Annotated in this window: 21 protein-coding genes; 14 read left to right on the top strand and 7 right to left on the bottom strand. The window is 63.5% G+C overall.

Features of this window, described 5'->3' with window-relative positions:
* Positions 1-144 precede the first annotated feature (144 nt).
* The 7 genes from V1294_RS00260 to V1294_RS00235 all read left to right on the top strand — a co-directional run bounded on the left by V1294_RS00260 (position 145) and on the right by V1294_RS00235 (position 6,095).
* Positions 145-648: a methyltransferase family protein gene (locus V1294_RS00260; RefSeq protein WP_334363275.1), complete on the top strand. Its 504-nt coding sequence runs from the start codon at positions 145-147 to the stop codon at positions 646-648.
* 193 nt (positions 649-841) lie between these two features.
* The gene (locus V1294_RS00255) at positions 842-2,185 is read left to right on the top strand and encodes an IS5 family transposase (protein ID WP_334481944.1); all 1,344 of its coding nucleotides are present in this window, start codon (positions 842-844) and stop codon (positions 2,183-2,185) included.
* Between the two features lie 637 nt (positions 2,186-2,822).
* Complete coding sequence (locus V1294_RS00250; RefSeq protein WP_334494431.1) at positions 2,823-3,449, top strand: class I SAM-dependent methyltransferase; 627 nt, start codon at positions 2,823-2,825, stop codon at positions 3,447-3,449.
* Positions 3,446-3,568 (top strand): DUF3046 domain-containing protein, encoded by a 123-nt coding sequence (locus V1294_RS37880; protein WP_417021201.1) that lies wholly within the window; start codon positions 3,446-3,448, stop codon positions 3,566-3,568. The genes V1294_RS00250 and V1294_RS37880 overlap by 4 nt, the downstream gene beginning before the upstream one ends.
* Positions 3,569-3,889: 321 nt before the next feature.
* Positions 3,890-4,855 (top strand): EamA family transporter, encoded by a 966-nt coding sequence (locus tag V1294_RS00245; RefSeq protein ID WP_334494430.1) that lies wholly within the window; start codon positions 3,890-3,892, stop codon positions 4,853-4,855.
* 375 nt (positions 4,856-5,230) lie between these two features.
* On the top strand, positions 5,231-5,596 hold the full coding sequence (locus V1294_RS00240) for an ArsR/SmtB family transcription factor (RefSeq protein ID WP_334504432.1): 366 nt from the start codon (positions 5,231-5,233) through the stop codon (positions 5,594-5,596).
* Positions 5,574-6,095, top strand: a complete 522-nt coding sequence (locus V1294_RS00235) for an SRPBCC family protein (protein WP_334494429.1) — start codon at positions 5,574-5,576, stop codon at positions 6,093-6,095. The genes V1294_RS00240 and V1294_RS00235 overlap by 23 nt, the downstream gene beginning before the upstream one ends.
* Positions 6,096-6,480: 385 nt before the next feature.
* Here the strand turns inward: V1294_RS00235 and V1294_RS00230 are convergent, their stop codons facing one another.
* Positions 6,481-6,837, bottom strand: a complete 357-nt coding sequence (locus V1294_RS00230; protein ID WP_334494427.1) for a VOC family protein — start codon at positions 6,835-6,837, stop codon at positions 6,481-6,483.
* 171 nt (positions 6,838-7,008) lie between these two features.
* Between V1294_RS00230 and V1294_RS00225 the strand changes: the two genes are divergently transcribed.
* Positions 7,009-7,608, top strand: a complete 600-nt coding sequence (locus tag V1294_RS00225; RefSeq protein WP_334486333.1) for a LysE family translocator — start codon at positions 7,009-7,011, stop codon at positions 7,606-7,608.
* Between the two features lie 29 nt (positions 7,609-7,637).
* On the opposite strand, the gene V1294_RS00220 is transcribed toward V1294_RS00225, so the two are convergent.
* The 4 genes from V1294_RS00220 to V1294_RS00205 all read right to left on the bottom strand — a co-directional run bounded on the left by V1294_RS00220 (position 7,638) and on the right by V1294_RS00205 (position 12,059).
* A complete protein-coding gene (locus tag V1294_RS00220) occupies positions 7,638-8,564 on the bottom strand; it encodes a hypothetical protein (protein WP_334494425.1) in 927 nt (308 codons plus the stop codon).
* A gap of 13 nt (positions 8,565-8,577) precedes the next feature.
* Complete coding sequence (locus V1294_RS00215; protein WP_334494424.1) at positions 8,578-9,906, bottom strand: HlyD family type I secretion periplasmic adaptor subunit; 1,329 nt, start codon at positions 9,904-9,906, stop codon at positions 8,578-8,580.
* Positions 9,903-11,636 carry a type I secretion system permease/ATPase gene (locus V1294_RS00210; protein WP_334494423.1) on the bottom strand — a complete coding sequence of 578 codons (1,734 nt, stop codon included), beginning with the start codon at positions 11,634-11,636 and terminating at the stop codon, positions 9,903-9,905. The genes V1294_RS00215 and V1294_RS00210 overlap by 4 nt, the downstream gene beginning before the upstream one ends.
* A 132-nt stretch (positions 11,637-11,768) precedes the next feature.
* Positions 11,769-12,059: a hypothetical protein gene (locus V1294_RS00205; RefSeq protein ID WP_334494421.1), complete on the bottom strand. Its 291-nt coding sequence runs from the start codon at positions 12,057-12,059 to the stop codon at positions 11,769-11,771.
* Between the two features lie 264 nt (positions 12,060-12,323).
* On the opposite strand from V1294_RS00205, the gene V1294_RS00200 reads away from it, so the two are divergent.
* The gene (locus tag V1294_RS00200; RefSeq protein WP_334494419.1) at positions 12,324-13,571 is read left to right on the top strand and encodes an FAD-binding oxidoreductase; all 1,248 of its coding nucleotides are present in this window, start codon (positions 12,324-12,326) and stop codon (positions 13,569-13,571) included.
* On the opposite strand, the gene V1294_RS00195 is transcribed toward V1294_RS00200, so the two are convergent.
* Positions 13,559-14,398 carry a hypothetical protein gene (locus V1294_RS00195; RefSeq protein WP_334494418.1) on the bottom strand — a complete coding sequence of 280 codons (840 nt, stop codon included), beginning with the start codon at positions 14,396-14,398 and terminating at the stop codon, positions 13,559-13,561. The genes V1294_RS00200 and V1294_RS00195 overlap by 13 nt on opposite strands.
* A 681-nt stretch (positions 14,399-15,079) precedes the next feature.
* Here V1294_RS00195 and V1294_RS00190 point away from each other — a divergent pair.
* Genes V1294_RS00190 through V1294_RS00170 form a run of 5 tightly spaced genes read left to right on the top strand, consistent with a single transcriptional unit; the run spans position 15,080 to position 20,375 of the window.
* Positions 15,080-15,997: an ABC transporter permease gene (locus V1294_RS00190; protein WP_108512285.1), complete on the top strand. Its 918-nt coding sequence runs from the start codon at positions 15,080-15,082 to the stop codon at positions 15,995-15,997.
* Complete coding sequence (locus tag V1294_RS00185) at positions 15,994-16,875, top strand: ABC transporter permease (protein WP_334494417.1); 882 nt, start codon at positions 15,994-15,996, stop codon at positions 16,873-16,875. The genes V1294_RS00190 and V1294_RS00185 overlap by 4 nt, the downstream gene beginning before the upstream one ends.
* On the top strand, positions 16,872-17,852 hold the full coding sequence (locus tag V1294_RS00180; RefSeq protein ID WP_334494416.1) for an ABC transporter ATP-binding protein: 981 nt from the start codon (positions 16,872-16,874) through the stop codon (positions 17,850-17,852). The genes V1294_RS00185 and V1294_RS00180 overlap by 4 nt, the downstream gene beginning before the upstream one ends.
* Positions 17,849-18,799 carry an ABC transporter ATP-binding protein gene (locus V1294_RS00175; protein WP_334494415.1) on the top strand — a complete coding sequence of 317 codons (951 nt, stop codon included), beginning with the start codon at positions 17,849-17,851 and terminating at the stop codon, positions 18,797-18,799. Before V1294_RS00180 ends, V1294_RS00175 begins: the two co-directional genes overlap by 4 nt.
* A gap of 46 nt (positions 18,800-18,845) precedes the next feature.
* Positions 18,846-20,375, top strand: a complete 1,530-nt coding sequence (locus V1294_RS00170; protein ID WP_334494414.1) for an ABC transporter substrate-binding protein — start codon at positions 18,846-18,848, stop codon at positions 20,373-20,375.
* A gap of 470 nt (positions 20,376-20,845) precedes the next feature.
* Here the strand turns inward: V1294_RS00170 and V1294_RS00165 are convergent, their stop codons facing one another.
* Positions 20,846-21,805, bottom strand: a complete 960-nt coding sequence (locus tag V1294_RS00165) for an IS481 family transposase (protein WP_334494412.1) — start codon at positions 21,803-21,805, stop codon at positions 20,846-20,848.
* Positions 21,806-21,990 lie beyond the last annotated feature (185 nt).

The raw sequence follows: 21,990 nt of genomic DNA, 5'->3' as shown, positions 1-21,990 counted from the left end.
CAAGGCCGTCGTGATTCAACGATCAGATAGTTGTTGGCGTGCGTGAGCCGGCGCCTCGATGGGGGGCTGGCGCGCCACGGTCGATGAAGATGGGCACTTCCTTCGCGATCGCGCTATGATGTGGGAGGGTCGTGGGAGCACGCAATGTCGAAAGCAATTGCCGTCTTGGGCTCCGCTCTGTTCTTCGTCATTGCGCCGTTGGTGCTGGCAGGCTTCGTCCCCTGGTGGGTCACGCAGTGGGAATTTCGGCCAGCTTTTTTCGGCGTCGATCTAACCCGCATCCTCGGCGGTATATTGATCATCGTCGGAGTGCCCGGACTTGTGGATTCATTTGCCCGTTTTGCGCTGGAGGGGCTGGGGACGCCCGCCCCGATCGCGCCGACACAAAAGCTCGTAGTGACTGGCCTTTATCGCTACGTGCGAAATCCGATCTACATCGCCGTCGTCGCAGTCATTTTTGGTCAGGCCCTTTTGTTTGGTGACTGGCGTCTCCTCTGGTACGGCGCGCTACTCTGGCTTTTTTTTCATGTCTTTGTGGTGATGTACGAAGAACCGACGCTCAAGCAAACATTCGGCACGGAGTACGAGAGCTTTCGGACTAATGTGCCGCGCTGGATTCCGCGGTTGACGCCATGGCGAGCCGCATAAAGGATCGCTGCAAGCGGCTCGATGCCGGCTGCAACAAACAGTCGTCGGTGAAGAATTCCCAAGTGACTGATATGGAATCTGAAAACGCGACATTTGGGCAGTCGAATTTGCCGGAAACCTGGCGTGCGGAAGGGGATTCCTTGCAAACTTGATTCGTGATTCTCTCGCCTGGGAATGATTTGGCGGGGGCGCGATGCGGCCACGGGAACGGCGAGAAACGGGTGAGCAGGATCTGTTCCGGTCCCGGCTCGATCAGATCATCGACATGAAGCATCCACTGGTGACGCTGGGGCGCACGGTGGATTGGGGGTTCCTGGAAGGGCGCCTCGGCGAGGTCTACACGGACGGCCCCGGCCAGCCGCCGCTGCCGACGCGATTGATGGCGGGGCTGGCGATCCTCAAGCACAGCTATGACCTCTCCGATGAGGTGCTGTGCGAGCGTTGGGTCGAGAACCCCTATTACCAATACTTCTGCGGCGAGGAATTCTTCCAGCACCGGCTGGTGTTCGACCGCTCGTCGCTGACGCGCTGGCGAAGCCGCATGGGCGAGGAGCGGCTGGCTGCGCTGATCCAGGAAAGCCTGTCGGTTGCCACCAGGACCAAGGCGATCAAGCCATCCGAACTGTCACGGGTGATCGTCGATACCACGGTTCAGCCCAAAAACGTGACGTTCCCCACCGATGCGAAGCTTCTGAACCGGGCGCGCGAGAAATTGGTGCGGCTGGCGAAGCTGCGCGGGGTGGATTTGCGCCAATCCTATGCGCGGGTGGGCAAGCTCGCGCTGATCCAGCATCAGCGCTATGCCCACGCCAAGCAGTTCAAGCGCGCCAACCGGATGCTCAAGAAACTGCGCACCTATCTCGGCCGCGTCATCCGTGACATCGCCCGCAAGATCGAGGGCGACGGCGGGCTCGAAGCGGCGTTTACAAAGCTGCTGGCGCTGGCTCGGCGGGTGCGCGAGCAGAAACAGCATCAGCGCGGGCCGAAGATCTATTCCCTGCACGCGCCGGAAGTCGAATGCATCGGCAAAGGCAAGGCGCATCGGCCTTACGAGTTCGGCGTCAAGGTGAGCGTCGCCACCACCCTCAAGCACTGCAAGGGCGGCCAGTTCGTCGCCCATGTGAAAGCGCTGCCCGGCAACCCTTACGACGGTCACACCCTGGCAAGCGTGATCCCGGACATGGAGGCGCTCGTCGGCAGCACCATCGCGCGCATCCTCGCGGACAAGGGATACCGCGGCCACAATGCGCCGCCCGACTACAGGTTCAGGGTCTTCATCTCTGGCCAGAAGCGTGGGGTGACGCCCAAGATCAAGCGCGAATTGCGCCGCAGGTCCGCCGTCGAGCCCGTCATCGGCCATCTCAAGGCCGAGCACCGCATGGGTCGCAACTATCTCTGGTTCCGCCGCGGCGACGCTGCCAACGCCGTCCTCGCCGCCGTCGGCTACAACTTCCGCCGTCTGATCCGCTGGCTCACACTCTTGTTGCGCCAAATCCTGACGGCACTCTTCCCGGAGCCGTCGATCAATCAAACCTGAGATCAGGATTCTTCACGGGCGACCAAACAGTGCGAGACGGCGAAGCGTAGCAAGCGCGCCTAGCGGCCTCGCCCCGGAGGGCCCACTACCTTAGCCGCCAGGTCGAAATAACGCATGGGCCGGGCAACTGCTCCGCGCGCCGTGTCTTTCCGCGCCAAATAGGGCTTGCTTATTGGGGTACTTCCGCCATCGGCGTGGGCGCGGGCCCGTGATCGCAGATGGGGCACACTGTGACTGCGTGTGGAGCCCGCAATCGCGGTGATGAAGCGTAGCGCTTAATCGTAGGCCTTCGCTTTTTCAGCTAGGGCGGCGTGTCGTAGGCTCCCACATCATAGCGCGATCGCGAAGGAATAGTGCCCATCTTCATCGACCGTGGCGCGCCAGTCTACGATTTCGCACGACATCGTTACCAATCGGCGCGCAGACGCAACATCGGGCCGCCGACGGCGCACGGGAAACTTGCTCGCGGTTGTCTGCTATACGCTTCCCGCCCTGGCCGACCTTGCATCGATTCTGGACTACATTGCTGATCGCTCCCCGCAGGGAGCCGCACGCATCGGCTGAACGTATTCGCGGGCATGTTCGCGGTTGGCACGTTGGCGGCCGCCGTAGGTTCGAGATCGAGAGGAGCGCAGGCATGAGCACCGACCGGGACACCGTGCGGTCCTATGACGCGGTCGCGGCGGAGTACGCCGCGGAGGCCGCGGCGATGCCCGAATGGGTCGCGACAGAGATCGATGCGTTCGTGACCGAGCTGGGTGGCTCGGGCAGGGTGCTGGAGATCGGAAGCGGTGGCGGGCGAGATGCACTAGAGCTCGAGAAGCGGGGGATGAGCGTCCGGCGCACCGACATCTCGAAGGGTTTCATCGAACTGCTTCGCGAGAGTGGGTTCGAGGCCGACCTGCTGGACCCGCTGACCGAAGACCTGACCGACCCGCAGCGTCCCGGCACGCCGTACGACGGGATCTGGGCCTGTGCCTGCCTAATTCACGTCGCGCGCGAGGATTTCGGCACGGTGCTTGGACGGCTTGCCGAGGCGACCCGGACCGGTGGCCGACTGCACACCTCGGTTAGAGAGGGCGATGGCGAGGATGTGTCCACACACGGCAGCGCGTCGGCGCCTCGGCGGTACGTCGAGACGTACTGGCGCGAGCCCGCCCTGCGGTCCGCACTCACAGACTCCGGCTGGATCGTCAGCGACGTACGTCGGTGCATCGGAAGGCCGGATGATCGGTGGCTGAGCGTTCGGGCGAGTCGGGCATGAGGCACACAGAGTTCTGGGCCCGGATGGAGGCGGCGCTGGGGGAGTCCTTTGCCCATTTCTGGGCCGGTCAGCATGTCTCGGCAGATCCTGCGATATCGGGAGGCCCACGACCCGGGTAGCAAGATCGCGGGACGTCGTAGGCTTGCCGATTGGAGCGCGCGGCAGGCTGCTGCATCATAGGGGCACAGCGAACGAATAGTGCCCATCTCCGTCGACCGTGGCGCGCCACTTCGAATACGCTATCGCCGCCAGTCGTTGCGGTTCCTTCGCCTCTATCTTTTAGGCTGCGCCTGCCGGACGGACGCGCCGCATGATCTCGGCTCCGTGCTCTCGCGTGATGCGCTCCGGGTCAAACCTCGATCAAGGTTCCGCGATGACGAAACTTGACGGACCATCGACGCGTTGAGGTCCTATTGTACCTGCAGTACGGCAGGTAACTGATGTCCGGAAAGATCGGTCGCGAGCGGTTGGTTGTGGCTTTCGCCGCAATTTACTTTTTGTGGGGAGGAACATACCTGGCGATCGCACTGGGCCTGCAATCGATTCCGCCTTTTCTCTTGGTCGGATCACGATCGGTTCTCGGCGGTTTAGTGCTGTTTGCGCTGTCGCAGCTGGACCGGTTGACCGTGCGATCGTGGCAGGACTGGCGCCACGCCGCGGTCAGCGGTCTACTCCTGTTTGTGGGTTGTCACGGGGCGCTAGCCTACGCCCAGCGTTTCGTCCCCTCCGGACTATCCGCGATCATTCTAGCGACCATTCCATTCTGGATTGTACTCGTCGACCTCGCCATTGGCGACAGGCAACAGCTGAAACGGCTCATCGGACTTCTGCCCGGCTTCTTTGGCGTTGCGCTTATCGCATGGAATGAGACGTCGAATGGTGAGAATTCTCTGCCAATCTCGATGATTGTTCTCCTCCTGGCTTCGGCCCTCGCCTGGGCGCTCGGCACTGTATACGCGCAAAGACGTGCAGCCTGTATTCCGCCCCGCGATCTTGCCGGGATGCAGTTGATCTGCGGTGGCGCAGTGTTGCTGATGCTGAGTGGGCTAAGCGGCGAATGGGCGAACTTCGCGCCGCAACAAGTCACAGTCGTTTCGCTCGCCAGCCTGATCTATCTCGCTCTCCTCGGCAGCGTCATCGGCAACACCGCCTATCTGTGGCTCCTGGACCGCATACCAGCGCCCATCGTTGCAACCTACACTTTCGTAAATCCAGTGGTCGCGGTCATCCTTGGTGTGGTGATTCTGGGTGAACACATTGCCCTCCGCAGCTTGGTTGGTGCGGCGCTGGTAATCAGCTCCGTGGTGGTGCTGCTGTGCATTGCCAATGTTAATCAGCCGACAGAAAAATCGCCTGCGGGCCGCGATGTAGGCCAAACCGCCCTGAGAAACGCCGATGAGGTGTAGTGCAAGATCGCAGGCCATCGCAGATTAGCTGATTGGAGCCGCTCAGTCCGGTTAGACCTCATAGCGTCACGGCGAAGCAATAGTGCCCATCTTCATCGGCCGTGGCGCGCCAAATCCCGCCGCAAGTCGCTGAAACTACGACAAAGCCGCACTGGCTACGACGGCGGAAATCGGAACACTCTTAGATATCGTTAGTTCGGCGATCCCGGACGGCAGAAAAGTTCGAATTGCTTCTGGCGGAATGGCTACAGGGCCTGGGGATCGCCGAGTCGATCGAATCTCGTCGAGATGGAGTCGATCTGGGGGGCGGCCGGCAACGCAGCGCGCTCGGTCCCCCTTGCATGCCGCCAATCCGTGCGCTACATACTGAACCGAATGGTTCAGTATGCCCGGACCCGCTTAGATGCCTCGTTCGCCGCGCTCTCGGACGCCACCCGACGCGGCGTTCTGGAGCGGCTCGGACGTGCAGACGCTTCGATCACGGACCTTGCCGAGGCGTTCCAAATGACCCTCACGGGCATGAAGAAGCACGTCGGCGTCTTGGAGCAGGCGGGACTCGTCACCACGGAGAAAGTCGGCCGAGTGCGGACCTGCAAGCTCGGCCTACGCCGACTGGAGGAAGAGGCGGCATGGATCGAAAGGCACCGCGATCTCTGGGACGCACGCTTCGACGAGTTGGACAAGGTTGTCGAGGAATTGAAACGGAAGGAGAAGGTCGATGGACAAAAGAAGAGAGGGTGAGTCCACCCCCATAAAGAACCACACGACGGTGGAACGGAAGTCCGACCGGGAGCTGGTCGTTACGCGAACCTTTGATGCGCCGGCGCGCACCGTGTTCGAGGCCTGGACCAAGCCCGAGCTGTTCATGCGGTGGTGGGCACCGAAGTCGATGGGCGTGCCCCTGCTTTCCTGCGAGATGGATGTTCGTGCCGGAGGCAAATACCGTCTCGAGTTCGGACAGGATGCCTCAAACTCCTCGGCATTCTTCGGCAGGTATATCGAAGTGACACCGCACTCGCGGCTTGTCTGGACCAATGACGAAGGTGGTGACGGTGGACCGGTCACCACGGTGACCTTCGAGGAAAAAGGTGGCAAGACGCTACTGGTCCTGCACGAGCTCTATCCCTCGAAGGAAGCTCTCGACGCTGCCGGCACCGGGGCGGCGGATGCGATGCCCGAGCAGTTCGAGCAGCTGGACGAGCTTCTCGTCGCCCTGGGCGCGAGCGCGGGACAGTCATGAAGTCGTCGATCTCGCGGTCGGCCGCTTGGCTCCTCACCCTAAAATTCTCCGATTCTGAGGGCGTTATGTTCGCCCCCAGCGGAGCGAAGCGCTGAGCAAGTAGCAGACCGCGCCGATGTTGCCGCAACACGGATCAACAATTCCGGTGATCATTGCACGCGTTGACTTTATGAGAGACGTCCGACCGACCTTCGTCGTCTCCGCACAATCGAAAAAAATGTGCTCTACGGAGCAGTGAGTCGTAACAGCCTTGGCGGTTCTCGGATACGCACGGCGGTATTCGCAGGCTGGAGGGTAGGATATCATAGCGCCCCAGCGGAAATGTAGTTATCAGTTTCATCCACGCTGGGGCGCTATTTTTACGCCGGATCTGCGAAGTCGACGATCAGGCGGTTCCAAACATCAACTTTCGACCATCGGGATCGACTACGGTTATGACAACGTCGTCTGTGGCGTATGGCATGAGCCCGCAGTTTTTCAGATGCGCAAGAAAGCGGCTCTGATCCTCGATGCTGAAGTAGAGATGGGTCAGATTCGATTCAGGCAGCGCGGGATGAGTGTAATCGGCAAATGCCTTGGCGTCGTGAATCACCAATTGCATGCCATCCCGATCCATCCGCCAGTAGATGTATCCGCCTTCTACCCCGACCTTTTCCATCGGTAGCTGGGCGACCTGCGCGTAGAAGCGGGCCGCTACCTCAGGATTTTCGGAGGTCAGGAAAACGCCACGCAGCCTCATCATGCCAGTCCCTCAGAGATACTTCGCACGGCCGGCGTGCATGTGCCGCCCTTTGCCTTGCTCTACGTTGGTGCGTCATTCTGCAATTAACAAAAATCAATACCGCTCATCGGAATAATTGGTTTTTGCATTGGAGACAAACCGGTTAGTCCTCTTGGAGGGAGGCGCTCCGCAATGGACACGGTTGCACTAGGCATATTTTTGACTGCGGCGGTCGGATTGCTTGGATCGCCAGGTCCTGCGATCGCGGCCCTTATCGCGGTCGGTCGCGCCCGAGGCCTTGTTGGAGGGTTGCCGTATTTCCTGGGGCTTCAGTTGGGTTTGGCAACGGCTGCCGGCATTACGGCCGCAGGACTGTTTTCGTTGCTGGCAGCATTCCCGTCCGCGCTGCGCGTGATGACGATAGCCGCCACGGTTTATCTGATCTATCTCGCCTACAAGATTGCGTCGTCCCCGGTCGGAGAAACCGCCCAGGCAAGCAACGGCGCGCACGCGTCGCCTGCGGCCGGATTTCTCCTGGGTGTGACAAATCCGAAAGCCTATCTGGCATTCGCATCTCTGCTTGCGTCCTATACCGTGATCAAAGGCAGCGCGCAGCAGGATACCCTCACCAAATGGTTTTTGCTGGTAGTGGTGATGATCGTGGTGGACATCGTCTGGCTCTACGTCGGGGCCTTCCTGCGAGGATTGATGATGTCGCCAAACAGCGAACGTGTGCTCAATGTCACGCTCGGATTGACGGTGCTGATCGCTGCCGGATTGGCATTCGTTTAGCCATCCGGAAACTGTCCGAGATGGTTTCGTCAGAAATGATGCACGCCCAGCGCCGAGAATGCGCCGTCATGCGGCTCGTGGCCGTCCATGGTCGGCTGGCCGAGAAAGCCGAGTTGCAGCGGCATCGGATGCAGCAGCGACGTCGGTATCGCGCCCGCGGTGTCGAGCAGCGGTATGTCGTGCTGCGCGGCTTCGGAAAGATCCGTCGTGCTGGATGTCAGTCCGGAAAGGTCCGTCGCCAGCGGCGCAAGCAGGCCCGTGGCGGGTGTGTCATGGAGCAGGCCGCTCACCGCGCCGGTAAGACCATCGACCAAGTGACCGACGGAGTCTGTTACCGTCGACGTCAGTTCCCCGACCGTGGTGTTCAGGCTCGATATCGTGCTCGACACCGCTGTGAGTGCGGTGTCGACGATGCCGGGGACGGTGTCGGCAAGCGTGTGAACAGATGCGCCGAGATCGGGCGTGGATGAGGCGATGCTGCCGCCATGCGAGGCGGTGCTCTCGCCCGCCGATGGTGCGCGATCGATGGAGGCGCTGAAGCTCGACAGCGCAGGCGACGATGCAAGAGCGTTCGTGGCGAGCACTTCGCCTGGCGGCATGTGGTCGAGGGTCGCGCCCGCATCCTGCGGCGGGACCGCTGCCGTCGCGTCGGCGTGGACCGCCGGTGAAAGATCCGCGGCCGGAGAGTCGATCGTGCCGGCATGCTGCGCCTCGTGGCCCGGCCCCGGATCGGCCGGCGTCAGCGTCGCTGGAATGATTTCTGCCGGAAGCGGATGCACGGCAGCCGATTCCGCCGCGCGTGCCTCCCCCTCGTGCTCGAGGCGATGCAGCGCCGTGTCGACGTCGTTGAGCAGGCCGAGCAGCATGGTGGCGAAAGCAACCGACTCGGTTGCCGAGATATGACGGCTGCGCTCGGCTTCGTCGGAGCGGCGGGCGTTCTTTTCGGATTCGGCCATGGCCACCTCCTCGTCAGCGTTCGCGGAACGCGCGGGTGATTTCGTCGCGCAGCGGTCCGAGCAGATATTCGAACAAAGTGCGCGGACGCGTCGGCACGATCACCTCGGCCGGCATGCCGGCCTGCAGGTCGATGCGCGATTTCTTGACGTCGTTCGGATCGAGCGCGACCTCGACGGCGTAATAGCCCTGTCCGGACTTGTCGTCGGTCAGGCGGTCGGCGGACACCGTGTGCACGGTGCCATAGAGCCGGGGGCGCTCGATATAGTTGACGCCGGTGAGCTGCACTTCGGCGCGGTGGCCGACGGCGACGTCGTTGATGTCGGACAGTTTCAGCTTCGCGGCCGCGATCAGCGGATTGTCGGTCGGCACGATGTCCATCAGCCGCGCACCGGGCTGGATCACGCCGCCCTCGGTGAAGACGTCGAGGCCGACCACGGAGCCGGTCGCAGGCGCCGTAATCCGCGTGCGGGTCATCACATCAGTGGCGGCGTCGATCTTGGGCGTCAGTTCGGCGAGCTTGTTTTCGGTCGCGCGTAACTGGTCGGTGATCTCGCTCATTCGCGCCCGTTCCACCCTGGCGATCTCGAGATCGTTCTGCGCGATCTGCTGCTGCATGCCGGCGATGCCGGCCTGCTGCGCGCCGATATCCGCCTGCAGTTTTGCGTCTTCGCGCTGCAAAGCGAGGATGCGGGTCTTCGGCGTATAGCCTTGCGCGAATAGATGCTGCGCGCCGTTCATCTCGTCCGTCAGCAGTTCCCGCTGCTTCTCGGTGCCGGCAAGCTGCGCCTGCGTCCCCGTGATCTGCGACTCCAGCTCCTTGATCTTGCCGCGCAGCACCGCCGTCTCGGCGGCGAACTGGTGTTTGCGCGCCGCCATCATCGCCGTCTCGTTGGCCATGGCTTGCCGCACGGCGGACAGTTCGCTGCGCGCGCGGAGACCTTCGTCGAAATCCGGCGCATCGCTTTTGTCGCGTTCGGCCATCAGCCGCGCGCGCGCCGCCAGCGCGGCGTCGCGGTCGGCGGTGAGAACGTCGAGCTTGGCGCGCGGGTCGCTGTCGTCGAGCCGGATCAGGAGCTGGCCTTTTTCGACGCGCGTGCCGTCGCGCACGGTGAGCTGGCGCACGACGCCGCCGTAAGGATGCTGCACGCTCTGCCGCCGTCCTTCGACCTGGAGGTTGCCGTTGGCGATGGCTGCGCCCGAAATTGGCGCGAGCGTTCCCCACATCGTCATCGCGGCCGCGAACGCCGCGACCACGCTGCCACCGATCAGCGCCGGCCGGGCGGGCCGCGCGTAGCGCGCGCGGTCGCGCATCGGGGCGAAGCCGTCGTCGATCGTCGTCATGATGGGCGCCCCGCGGCGGCTTGCTGCAGGGCGCGATAGACCTCGCCCGGGGGCCCAAGCATGTCGAGCATGCCGCCCCGCAGCACCATCATGACGTCGACGATGTCGAGAATGGTGGTCCGGTGGGTGATCACGATGACGGTGGCGCCCTCGTTCTTGGCCTGCAGCAGCGCGATCTTGAGCGCCTCTTCGCCAGGGGCATCGAGATTGGCGTTGGGCTCGTCGAGCACGAGCAGCGGCGGCCGGCCGAGCAGCGCGCGAGCCAGCGCCAGACGCTGGCGCTGCCCGCCGGACAGGCCGACGCCGCCGGGGCCCAGTCGCGTATCGTACTGCTTCGGCAGGTCGAGCACCATCTCGTGAATCCCGGCGCGCTTGGCGGCGTCGATAATCTCCTCCGTCGAGGCGTCGCCGAAACGGGCGATGTTCTCGCGCACGGTGCCGGCGAACAGGCCGACGTCCTGCGGCAAATAGCCGACATGGCGGCCGAATTCGAGCGGATCCCAATGGCTGTAGTCGAGCCCGCCGAAACGCAACCGCCCGTCGGCCGGTGCGATGGCGCCAACGAGAAGGCGGGCCAGCGTGCTTTTGCCGGAGCCGCTCGGGCCGACGATGCCGAGCGCCTGGCCGCCGCCAAGCTCGAACGTCAGGTCCTTGATGACGGGCTCCTTGCGCGCCGGCAGCAGGCAGCGCAGTTCGCGCACCTCGATGGTGTTGCGCGCCCGCGGCACGATGGTGTGCGGCGGCGTCAGGTCGATCTCGCTGAGCAACTCGCGCACTTCCGCATAGGCCTCGCGCGCGCCGATGAACTGCTTCCAGGTGCCGACGGCCTGTTCCACCGGGACCAGCGCCCGGCCCATCACGATGCTGGCGGCGAAGATGGTGGCCGGCGTGATGGCATGGTCGATGGCGAGCCATGCGCCGGTGCCGAGCATCAGCGACTGCAGCAGCAGGCGGAAGAACCGGATCGAGGACGTCATCACCGCGTTCTTGTCGCTGGCCTGCGCCTGCTGCACCAGCATCGACGAGCGCTGGCTCTGCCAGTTGCGCTCGACCGCCGGCTGCATGCCCATCGCGCGGATGACGTCGGCATGGCGCAGGATGTTCTCGGTGAACACGTAGGACTGGTTGCCGGCGGCCTCCGCTTCCTTCATCGGCTCGCGGGTCATGACTTCGTTGAGGCCGGCGAGCCCGAGCAGCAGGATGGCGCCGATCGTCGCGACGATGCCGAGCAGCGGATGGATGAAGAACAGCAGCATGAGATAGATCGGTATCCACGGCAGGTCGAACGCGAAATAGATGCCTGGACCGGTCACGAAGGTGCGGAACTGATCGAGATTGCGCAATTGCTGCGCGCCACGCGAGGCACCGCGCTGCGCCGAGTGCACCACCAGCGCCTCGAACACGCGCGCCGACAATTCCATGTCAAGGCGGATGCCGCAGCGGATCAGGATGCAGGAGCGCACCGCGTCCAGCGCCGCCATGGTGAGCAGCGCGATCGCAAGTATCAGCGTGAGCAGGACGAGCGTGGAAACGTTTTCGTTGAGCAGGACGCGGTTATAGACCTGCATCAGATAGAGCGGCGAACTCAGATAGAGCAGGTTGATGGCGCTGGAGAACAGCCCGGCCCAGAGGAAGTGCGGCCACAGCGCAATCAGCGCCTGGCGAACGTCGTCGGTCCGGCGCTGCGGGGCGACGGATTCATCAAGCGCAGTCAGCGTGCCCGTAGACATTCGGCGATCACCTCAAGGCGCAGGTCGACAGGACGCTGCGCAATCAACTCGTGCAGCGCAGGTGGTCGAGACGTGGCGTGGGGATGCGTTCCCCACGCCGCGCATTTTTGAATGTCTGAGGCTCAACTGGCGTTAGGCGAGGCCGTGCAGCAGGCCGCCAACATCGAGGTGACCGACATCGGCGCTGGCACCGATCAGAGTCGGTGCGGAAACCGAGGCGTCGACACCGTCGAGTCCGGCGGAGAGGTCGATGCTCGGGCTCGTCTCGATCCCTGCGCCGAGATCGAGCGTGTGCGACAGGTCCGCCGTGGTGCCGGCGCTTGCAGAGGCGCTGCCGCTAGCGCTTGCGCCGCCAAGAACGCCGGTGGCGGTTCCGAGCAGGCCATCGACGGTACCAAGCAGGTTTCCGAGTAGAGCAGCCATGTAGTCAACTCCTTTGATAGTTGGCTGAAATGCGACGAACGTCGCGCTGCACAAAGCCATGGCAGGCGGAAAGGTTGCGGACTCACATGCGGCGTTTTGGTGATAATTTGTTGGGAGCGGAACCGGCTGTTCCCTGCGTAGCGGTGTACGCTTTGGCATCGTCATTCCGGCGTGGCCATTCCGGCGTGGCCATTCGTATCGAAGCCGGACATTGGCGGGCGGGCCACGATGTGAAATGTTCCCGTGATTATATTTGGAAAGTCGATGTCGGAAGAAAAAACTGAAGTCGTGGTGCTCGGCGCGGGCATCGTCGGTGTGTCAACAGCCTATGCCGCGCGGCAGCGCGGGATGTCGGTCATTCTCGTCGACCGGCGCGAGCCGGGCAGCGAGACCTCCTACGGCAATGCCGGCATCATCAGCAGCGGCTCGATATCGCCGCTCAACAATCCCGCGCTGTGGAAGGCGCTGCCGAAATACCTGACCAACCGCCACGCCGCGTTGCGCTGGAATCCGGTCTGGGCGGTTCAAAACGCGGGATGGGTCGTGCGTTTTCTGGCCGATTCGGCAGCGTCGCGTTTCAGGCCGCGGGCGACCGCCCTGCATGGGTTGATCGCCGCATCGGCAAAACTGCACCGGGAATGGATCGTGAAAGCGGAAGCGGGGCATCGCATTCGCGAAACCGGCTGGCTGAGGGCGTGGCGCGGCGATGCGATCGCGGCGGCAAAGCAGGAACAGGCGCTGCTGGCCGAATACGGCATCGCCAGCGAACTGCTTGACCGCCAGGCCATCTCCGCGCTCGAGCCCGGCATCGTGCCCGTCTATAAAGTGGGCATGCTGCACACGGAGACCGCTTCGGTCGACTCGCCGGGCGAGGTGGTCAAGGCCTATGCGCGGATGTTCGCCAGTGCCGGCGGCGATATCAGGCAGTCGGATATCAAGGCGATCGCGCCTGACGGCGATCGTTGGCGCGTTGTGCTGGCCGATGGTGAGATTTCGGCGCGCCATGTCGTGGTCGCGCTGGGACCCTGGTCGGCAGAAATCCTGCGGCCGCTCGGCTACCGCGTTCCGCTTGCGTTCGAGCGTGGCTATCATCGCGAATTCAAGCCGAACCCGGCACGTCCGTTGCGGCGTCCAATCTATGACATCGACGGCGGTTTCATCATGACCCCGATGGAGCAGGGCATCCGTGTCACCTCAGGCGTCGAGCTGACCGGCCGCGACGCGCCTTCCTCATTCGCCCAGCTCGATCAGGTGGTTCCGCTGGCGCGCGGCGTGGCCGAATTTGGCGATGCGGTCGGCGATGCATGGCGAGGCTCGCGGCCGACGCTGCCGGACAGCCTGCCGATTATCGGTCCGGCGCCCCGGCATGCCGGCCTGTGGCTTGCTTTCGGCAACCAGCATATCGGCTTCACGACCGGTCCCGCGACCGGCGCCGCCACCGCGGCCATGATCGGCGGCGCGCCGCCGCCTTTCGACGTCGCGCCGTTCGCGCCGGATCGCTATATTTCTTGACGCCGCTGGCGCACCGCCGCTGCCCCGGCAGCGACCAGCATGAAGAAGCTGAGCACGCCGCTCACCCCGGCGGTGACGAAGAACGGCTTCAGGTCCGCGCCGGGGCTGACGTCGAGCACGATCGGCGGCGATGCGACCGCGATGTTATTCTTGCGATAGCCCTCGCCGACGGCCCCGGGAAGACCATCACGCACCAGAACGCCCGGTTGCGTCGTGATCTGGAAGGCCGGCGTTCTCGGCGAAAGCATCAACATGCTGCCGCCACCGGGCGGCACATAGGCCGTCGTGTTGGTTTTCATGAAATAGACGAGAGGCTGGCCCGGGCGCCAATTCGCCGGAGTCAATGGAATGTAGCGGTCGAGTATCGTCGTGCCGGAGCTTTTGGTCCCGAACTCGATGATGTATTCGGTCCGCGCGATGCCGGTGATCGTCACATGTGTTGATCGTGGCGTGTCGCCCTTCGACAGGTCGAGGCTCTCGACGTCGACCGTTTCCGTCGACTTCACGTAGCCGTACCAGCCGGCGCCGGCCGCGATCGCCAGGGCCAGGACACCCAGCAAAACGAAAGTCACGGGCGATCCGGCGCCCGCAGTGGCACCGCGCAGTTGATCCTGCATGCCGGTAAGCGTGACGAGCACGGCGGCTGGAGTAAGCAGCACCATGAGCGGAAAGATCAGGGTGCGCTTCAGCCCGTAGGAGCCGAACTGCTCCAATTGCCACTCGGCGGCCAGCCGGTAGAGCCCTGCGTAAGCGTACCACTCGTAGAAAATATAAGCGCAGGCCGCCGCGATGTAGAGCCAAATGACCCACTTAAGAACGGACTTCATCATTCCCCCTCAAAGGCGCGTCGGCTGCAAATGCGCGGTCTGTGATGGTTGGTCGAGATTGCGTCAACCCTGCGATGCAGACTGAGACAAAATTTAGACGTCACGGAATAGGACGGATGACTCGCGTTTTTTCCCTGGGGGAGTCCGCAAAAAATGATCGACCGCGCCTGCCCGGCAGCACGAGACCGAGTGTGGCCCCGAACGATGCAAGCGAAGATCTCCGCATGAGTGCGGGCAAAGCTGCCGGGCAGCATCGCGAGCGCCGCAAGCAAGACACCAGCTCGGACTCGTTCGCTGCCGATGAGCCCCGACGCCGCGCAACCGGCGGCCGTGTGGAGCCATCTCGGTTCAGGTCGCTCGAAAAATGGGCGCAGGCTTCGAGGCGGCGGGCCTCGGTATCCGGTGCGGTCCCTGCATGGCCCACATTCTGGAACCAGGGACATTGAACTCGCTCGAATTTTTTGCGGCCGCGAAACCTTGTCTGGATCTGGCGCCTGTCGTGAGACCGGGGGGGTGCCGTGGCACGCGCATTGCAGTCACCGCAATGGGCATTGTCGCGGTGGGCAATCGTGGCAATCTCTAACTCGCTCTTGCATGGGACGACAGTTTGGTGACACCGTTGCGCTTGCTTTGCCGGCCTGAGAGCGTGGGGCGTGCTGGTCGGTTTTGGGGTTTTTGTAGATGTTGCGTCTGATTGCCCGGCGTCTTGCCATCGGTGTGCTGGTCGCGCTCACCGTGATGACGCTCGCGTTCCTGCTGACGCGGCTGTCCGGCGACCTTGCGGTTTCGATCGCGGGCCCGTCGGCAACGCAGGCCGACGTCGAAATCGTCCGCAAGGCCTATGGCCTCGATCGCCCGCTTTATGTCCAGTTCTTCGCCTGGACCGGCCGCGCCATGGTCGGTGATTTCGGCCAGAGCTACTTCTTCAAGGACAGCGTGGCGAACCTGATCCAGAAGCGCCTGCCGATCACGGTCACGCTTGGCCTCGTCGGCCTGAGCCTTGCGTTGGTCATCTCGATTCCACTCGGCATCCTGGCTGCGCTGCGCGAAAATACCTGGGTCGACCGCGGCGTCACCCTGTTCACGATGGTGGGGCAGGCGGTGCCGAGCTTCTGGCTGGCGCTGATCCTGATGATCGTGCTCGGCCTGCAGCTCGGCATCCTGCCGATCTCGGGCACCGGCACCTGGCAGCATTTCGTGATGCCGGGGATCGTGCTTGCCTTCACGGCGATCCCGGCGCTGACGCGGCTGACGCGTTCGGGGATGATCGAGGCAATGGCGTCCGACTATATCCGTACTGCGCGCGCAAAGGGCCTGTCGCGGGCGCGCATCGTCTTCAAGCACGCGCTGCGCAACGCCGCCATTCCCGTCGTGTCGATCGCGGCCGTGCAGCTCGGCTTCATGCTGGGCGGCTCGATCGTCATCGAGACCGTGTTCGCGCTGCATGGCGTCGGCTATCTCGGCTGGGAGAGCATCGCCAAGAATGATTTTCCGGTGGTGCAGGCGGTGGTACTGGTGCTCGCCGTGTTCTATATCGGCCTCACGCTGCTGGCCGACATCCTCAATGCGCTGTTAGACCCGAGGCTTAGGACCGGATGAGCGAGCCGATTGCCATTCAGGCGCCGCAGCCTTCGAGCACAGGTAGCTCGCGCATCGGCACCGCCGGCTTTGCGATCGGCATCGCCATCGTCGCGGTTGTTCTCGCCGCCGCGCTCGTCGGCAATGCGCTGGTGCCGCAGGACCCGTTCGTTCAGGATCTCGGCAACCGTCTCAAGCCGCCGTTCTGGATGGAGGGCAGCCAGGCGGGGCACCTGCTCGGCACCGACCAGCTCGGGCGGGATTATCTGGCGCGGCTGGTCTATGGCGCGCGCATTTCATTGTTGATCGGCATCATGACGGTGATCACGTCGGGCCTGATCGGCATCACGCTCGGCGTGCTCGGCGGATTCTTTGGCGGCCGCGTTGACGATTTCGTGCTGTTCGCCATCACGACGCGATTGTCTATCCCCGTCGTGCTGGTCGCGCTTGCGGTGGTCGGGCTGATGGGATCGGGCCTCGGGCTCGTCGTCGCGACCCTTGGGCTGTTGTTGTGGGATCGCTTCGCGGTGGTGGCGCGCGCGACCACCATGCAGGTCCGCAACCACGATTATGTCAGCGCCGCCTGGTGCGCCGGTGCCTCGATGCCGCATATCCTGATCAGGGAGATCCTGCCGAACATTGCGAGCCATCTCGCCGTGGTGGCAACGCTGGAGATGGCGCTGGCGATCCTGCTCGAAGCCGCCTTGTCGTTCCTCGGCCTCGGCGTGCCGCCGCCGCTGCCGTCCTGGGGGCTGATGATCGCCGAGGGCAAGGATTACATGTTCTTCTCGCCCTGGGTGATCATGATCCCCGGCGTGGCGCTGGCCGTTCTGGTGCTCGGCATTAATCTGGTCGGCGACGGATTGCGTAACCTGCTCGGCGCGGAGCGGCTGCGATGAGCGCGCTGCTGGAGGTCGAGGAGCTTCAGGTGAGTTTTGGTGGCCGCACCGCGGCGGTGCGCGGCGCCTCGTTCCGGGTCGAGAAGGGCGAGACGCATTGCCTGGTCGGTGAATCCGGCTGCGGCAAGTCGGTCACCGCGCTGGCCGTCATGAGCCTGCTCGCCCGCGGCGGCCAGCGTTCGGCAAAACAGATGAGCTTTGCCGGTACCGACCTCACGTCGCTGTCGGACCGCGAAATGGCGCGGCTGCGCGGCAACCGCATGGCGATGATCTTCCAGGAGCCGATGACCAGCCTCAATCCAGCGTTTACGATCGGTTCGCAGATGGCCGAGGTGCTGACGCGCCACAAGGGCGGTTCGCGCGCCGCGGCGCTGGACCGCGCCGCCGAACTGATGGGCCGCGTCGGCATCACCGCACCTGGCATGCGGCTTGGCCAGTTCCCGCACCAGCTCTCGGGCGGCTTGCGCCAGCGCGTGATGATCGCGATGGCGCTGATGTGCGATCCTGAATTGCTGATCGCCGACGAGCCGACCACCGCGCTCGACGTCACCGTGCAGGCGCAGATCCTGCGGCTGCTCGCCAACCTCAAGCGCGAGTTCGGCCTCTCGATCCTGCTGATTACCCACGACCTCGGCATCGTCGCGCGCATCGCCGATCACGTGTCTGTTATGTATGCCGGCGAGGTGGTCGAGCGCGCGACGACCGCGGAACTGTTCCGTGCGCCGCAACACCCCTACACGCGCGGTCTCCTGTCCTGCGTGCCGGTGCCTGGCCGCGTGCAGCGCGACCGGCCGCTCGGCTCGATCCCCGGCGTGGTGCCGGCGATCGGACCCGGCTTTGCCGGCTGCGCCTTCCGCTCGCGTTGCGCCCACGCCGACGAGACTTGCGAGCATAAAATTCCGCGGCGGCAGGCAGGCGACGCGCACGACTATCTTTGCCGGCTCGAGCCGGACTGGGCGGAGCTGCAACCCGCATGACCGCCGCGATCGAGGTCGAGAACCTGCGGTGCGAATTCCGCGTCCACACCGGGTTGATGTCGGCGGAAAAGCGCGTGGTCGCGGTCGACGATGTCACCTTCAGCGTCCCGGCCGGCAGCGTGCTCGGCATTGTCGGCGAGTCCGGCTGCGGCAAATCCACGCTTGCGCGCCTGATCCTTGGGCTGCTCAAGCCGACGGCGGGGACCGTGCTGGTCGACGGCAAGCGCCTGTTCGACCTCGACCGCAAGGCGCGTGCCCGGCTGATCCAGCCCGTGTTCCAGGATCCGTTTGCTTCCCTCAATCCGCGTCGGCGCATCAAGGACATCGTCGCCCTGCCGCTGGCAGCCCAAGGTACCTTCTCGCGCGGCGAGATCGAGCGCCGGGTCGGCGGCATTCTCGAGCGCGTCGGGTTGTCTGCCGCCATGGGCGAGCGCATGCCGGCGCAGCTTTCCGGTGGGCAGCGCCAGCGCGCGGCGATTGCACGCGCACTGGTGCTGGAACCCAGGATCGTGATCTGCGACGAGCCGACCAGCGCGCTCGACGTTTCGGTGCAGGCGCAAATCCTCAACCTGCTTGCCGATTTGCGCCGCGATCTCGGGCTGACCTACCTCTTCATCAGCCACAATCTCGCCGTCGTGGAGCACGTGGCGAGCGAGGTCGCGGTGATGTATCTCGGCCGTTTTGTCGAGCGCAACGAAACCGATGCACTGTTTCGCAAGCCGCGGCATCCCTATACCCAGGCGCTGCTGGAGAGCGTGCTGACGCCGGAGCCGGGCAAGGGCGTGCCGGACATCGGCCTCGGCGACGTCATGCCGGATCCGGCCAATATTCCGCCGGGCTGCCGGTTTAACCCGCGCTGCCGCATCGCAGTCGAGCGCTGCCGCCATGAGGCACCAACGCGCATGGTCCGGCCTCCCCAGGGAATGGTAGAGTGTCATCTGGCATAGGGCGTGCTTCACGCCACTTCGAAAAACACCAATAATGGAGGGCGATATGCGTATGCAAAATAAACTCGGTGCTGCCATTCTGGCGGCGGCTTTGCTCGGCGCCGGTGCGGTGCCTGCGACGGCTCAGAAATCCGTCGACACGCTGCGGATCGTGATGCGCGATGCGCTTCCCAACATCGATCCCTATTTCAACAATTTGCGCACCGGCGTGGTGATGCACCACCAGGGCTGGGACGCGCTGGTCTACCGCAATCCGGATACGTTCAAGCTCGAACCGCTGCTCGCCACCGAGTGGAAGCTGCCGGATCCGACCACCATCGAGTTCACGCTGCGTCCGGGCGTCAAATTCCACGACGGCAGCCCGTTCACGGCCGATGACGTCGTCTACACCATTAACCTCGTGGCCGATCCGACGAGCCGCGTATCGACGCCGTCGAACTACAACTGGATCGACAAGGCCGAGAAAACCGGCGACCTTTCGCTGCGCGTTACGCTGAAGCGGCCGAACCCCGCGGCGCTGGAATATTTCGCGCTGGTGCTGCCGATCTATCCCAAGGCCTATCGCGAGAAGGTCGGTGCCGAGGGCTACGCCAAGGCGCCGATTGGTGCAGGTCCCTACAAGATGACCAAGGTCGAGCCCGGTGTCTCCATCGACTTCGAGCGGTTCGAGGATTACTGGGCCGGCAGTCCGAAAGGCAAGCCGGCGATCAAGAAGATGAGCGTGCGCTTCGTGCCGGACGCCAGCACCGAGATGACTGAATTGCTCGCCGGCCGTGCCGACTGGATCTGGAACATGAATCCGGACCAGATTGAGCCCGTGAACCGGATGCCGCATCTGCAGGCGGTGCGAAAAGAGTCGATGCGGATCGGCTTTCTCTCGCTCGACGCCGGCGGCCGCACCGGCGCCGACAATCCCCTGACCAAGCTGAAGGTACGGCAGGCGATCTGGCATGCGATCGACCGCAAAGCGATCGCCGAGAAGCTCGTCACCGGCGGCAGCCGCGTTCCTTCAGCGCCATGCTTCCCGACGCAGTTCGGCTGCGATGCCGAAGCAGCAGTAGCCTACGACTACGATCCGGCGAAGGCGAAGAAGCTTCTGGCAGAGGCCGGTTATCCCGATGGCTTCGACGTCGAGCTTGCCAGTTACGTGCTGCCGCAATGGGGCTCGGCGGTCCAGAACTACCTGCATGCGGTCGGCGTCCGCGCCAAGCTCAACCAGCTTCAGACGGCAGCCCTGATCCAGCGCGCCAAGGCGGGCGAATTGCGGATGTATCTCGGAAGCTGGGGCAGCTATTCGATCAATGACGTCTCGGCGGTCCTGCCCAATTACTTCGACGGCGGCGCCGATGACTACGCGCGCGATCCAGACGTGCAGAAATGGCTGCTGCAGGGCGGATCATCCATTAACCCGGAGGCGCGCGAGGAAGCCTATTCGGCGGCGATCAAAAAGATCACCGAACAGGCCTACTGGGCGCCGCTGCATACTTACGTGACGACCTACGGTCACTCCAAGCAGCTCGACTTCACGCCGTACCCGGACGAGCTGCCGCGCTTCTATCTGGCGAAGTGGAAGTAGGGGCGGCGAGGGCTCGCAGGCTTAACCGACTTTGGCTGGGGCTTCTGAGTGGTGCGATGCTCTTAAGCAAGCCATGACCTGTCGCGTCGCTGTTTCATTTTGAGCCAGCGTTTCTCGAAAAAACACAACGCCGCACCAGCGGAGTATAATCGCTGGGCGGCGTTGGTGATTTACTGGGCCCTCAAATCCCCAGCACCGGTATGTCAGCAAGACGCGTGCCGGGTTCGATCACGAGCGCGCCTACCCACGGACCATCGGAAATCGGCAAATTCTGCGCCTGGGCTGCAAAAAGCGATTTCTAATTGATGAACTCAATGCCGGTCCGGCCGTTCCATCGTGCGAGCGGAGTGCCTTGAGCCGACGGGACAGGAGCCGCAGTCTGTCGACTACCCGACACGGCTTGTCTTTTTGACTATCTTTGATCGATCGGATCAGGGGGGCGGCAGGCTCGAGTAGCAATTGCCACTGCTCTAGCTGTGGAGCCTCAAGAGGTTGTTCCCGGCTAAACCGAGTCGGCTGATGGGTGTGTTGGCCTTCAGGCTACCATGCGGCCGGTGCCAATTGTAGCGATGCAGCCAGTTGGGCAGCTCGGCCGTTCGCTGGTCTGAGTTCTGGTAGGCCTGCGCATAAACCCATTCGCGAAGCGCGGTTTGGATGAAGCGCTCGGCTTTGCCGTTGGTCTTGGGCGTATAAGGCTTGGTGAAGATTTGGCGAAGGCCGAGGCGTTTACAAGCTGCTCGGAAGCTCTCTGAGCGGTAGCACGAGCCATTATCCGTCATCACGCGCTCGACGCGGACTCCGAGCCTGGCGAAATAAGCGACGGCGGCCTCAAGGAAAGCTACAGCACTTTCCTTGCGCTGATCGGTCATGACCTGGACGAAGGCGACGCGCGAAGCATCATCGATGCAGACATGGACGAACTCCCAGCCGATGCCATGGTGGCGGTTGATCGCGCCAGGATACCGCCCGGTGATGCGATGTCCCACCGAGCCGATCCGGCCGAGCTTCTTGATATCGAGATGGATAAGCTCGCCAGGGTGCTCGCGCTCATAGCGGCGGATCGGCTCGGCGGGCTCCAGCGCGGCGAGCCTGTTTAGCCCGAGCCGACGCAGGATGCGGCTGACGGTCGCCGGAGAGATCCCGACCTCGGCCGCGATCTGCTTGCCGGTGTGGCGATGCCGGCGCAAAGCCTCAACTGCGGCGCATGTGGCAGGCTGGGTTTGGCTTGGCGATGAAAGGGGCCTTGAGGAGCGATCACGCAACCCACTCACGCCTTCCGCGCGGAAGCGGTTGACCCATTTGGCCACCGTCTTCGCCGAAACGTTAAATTTCAGCGCGGCTGCGGCGTTGGTCAGGCCACCTTCGATGACGCTCCGCACCATCGCCTCTCGACCTTTCGGCGTCAGAGGCGCATTCTTATGAGTGTCCATTCGGCTCCCCCTGCGAATCGCTGTGTGTTTGGCGACATCAGCGTTCACGGCCGGGGCCGAGTGGACAACCTCCTGAAAGTTCACAGCTAGCTAGTCCGACTTCTTTACGCCCAGAGCCTTTGCAACGGTATATCGACCAGGGGCGAGGTACCATCCTCGTCAGGCGTTGATCGTCGCTAACGCAG

It is taken from the genome of Bradyrhizobium sp. AZCC 1678 (assembly GCF_036924765.1).
Lineage (GTDB): Bacteria > Pseudomonadota > Alphaproteobacteria > Rhizobiales > Xanthobacteraceae > Bradyrhizobium > Bradyrhizobium algeriense.
Note: the sequence above shows the minus strand (reverse complement) of the source record. Positions and strands in the feature narration are given on the sequence as shown.